This window comes from Streptomyces sp. NPDC015125, from assembly GCF_043080045.1.
GTDB lineage: Bacteria > Actinomycetota > Actinomycetes > Streptomycetales > Streptomycetaceae > Streptomyces.
On the sequence record NZ_JBIBVF010000055.1, the window covers coordinates 1 to 1,343 of the forward strand.

The 1,343-nt window shown below is 76.0% G+C and carries 1 protein-coding gene; it reads left to right on the top strand.

Going from position 1 to position 1,343, the window contains the following annotated elements; genetic code table 11:
• Positions 1–46: 46 nt before the first annotated feature.
• Complete coding sequence (alr, locus tag ACF088_RS41240) at positions 47–1,177, top strand: alanine racemase (protein ID WP_392381124.1); 1,131 nt, start codon at positions 47–49, stop codon at positions 1,175–1,177.
• Positions 1,178–1,343: the final 166 nt, after the last annotated feature.

Genomic DNA, 1,343 nt, shown 5'->3' on the forward strand with positions numbered 1-1,343 from the left:
GTCTGCGTCCCCGGGCGAAGACCGCCAGAACCACCGGAGGTAGCGGATGCGGGCGCGGGTCGAGATCGATCTCGGGGCCCTGCGGGCCAATGTGCGGGCCCTGCGCGCCCGGACGGACGGCGCCGCCTACATGGCGGTGGTCAAGGCCGACGCGTACGGGCACGGCATGGTGCGCTGCGCCGAGGCCGCGCTCCAGGCGGGAGCCACCTGGGTCGGCGTCGCCACGCCGTACGAGGCGCTGGAGCTGCGGGCCGCCGGGATCACGCCCGAGCGGGCCCGCGTCATGTGCTGGCTCTGGACGCCCGGCGGACCCTGGCGCGAGGGGATCGAGGCCGACCTCGACATGTCGGTGAGCGACCTGTGGGCGCTGGCCGAGGTCACCGAGGCGGCCCGCGCCACCGGCCGCGGGGCCAGGATCCAGCTGAAGGCCGACACCGGCCTCGGCCGCAACGGCTGCCAGCCCGCCGACTGGGCCGACCTCGTCGACAAGGCGCGGGCCGCCGAACGCGAGGGGCTGGTCACCGTCACCGGCCTCTGGTCCCACTTCGCCTGCGCCGACGAGCCGGGCCACCCCTCCATCGCCGCCCAGCTCGCCCGCTTCGACGAGATGAGCGCGCGGGCGTACGCCGGGGGCCTGCGCCCCGAGGTGCGGCACATGGCCAACTCGCCCGCCGTCCTCACCCTCCCCGAGGCCCGCTTCGACCTGGTCCGCCCGGGCATCGCCATGTACGGCCTCTCGCCCGCCCCGGAACTCGGCACCCCGGCCGACCACGGACTGCGCCCGGTGATGACGCTGGCGGCGCCCCTCGCCCTGGTCAAGCAGGTCCCCGGCGGCCACGGCGTCAGCTACGGGCACCACTACACCACCCCCGGCGCGACCACCCTGGGCCTCGTCCCGCTCGGCTACGCGGACGGCGTCCCCCGCCACGCCTCCTCCACCGGGCCCGTCCTGGTCGACGGCAAGTGGCGCACGGTCGCGGGACGGATCGCGATGGACCAGTTCGTCGTCGACCTGGGCGGGGACCGGCCGGGACCGGGCGCCGAGGCGGTGCTGTTCGGGCCCGGCGACCGCGGCGAGCCCACCGCCGAGGACTGGGCCCAGGCGGCGGGCACCATTGCGTACGAGATCGTCACCCGGATCGGAAGCCGCGTTCCGCGCGTCTACGTCAACGAGTGACGGATCCCCGCCCGAAGCCCGTCCGGGTGGGAGGCGATCAGCGGCGGGCAGACGCACAGCGGCCCGGTGGACCGGGCGGACCAGGCGAACCACGCGAAGGGGAGCGGTGCACGTGAGCGAGAGCAGCGGGGAGGCCGTCGCGGCGGTCGTCGCCTCCGCCACGGAG

Excerpts from the sequence above, each read along its gene's own strand:
- alr (WP_392381124.1), top strand. The coding sequence starts at position 47 with ATGCGGGCGCGGGTCGAGATCGATCTCGGGGCCCTGCGGGCCAATGTG.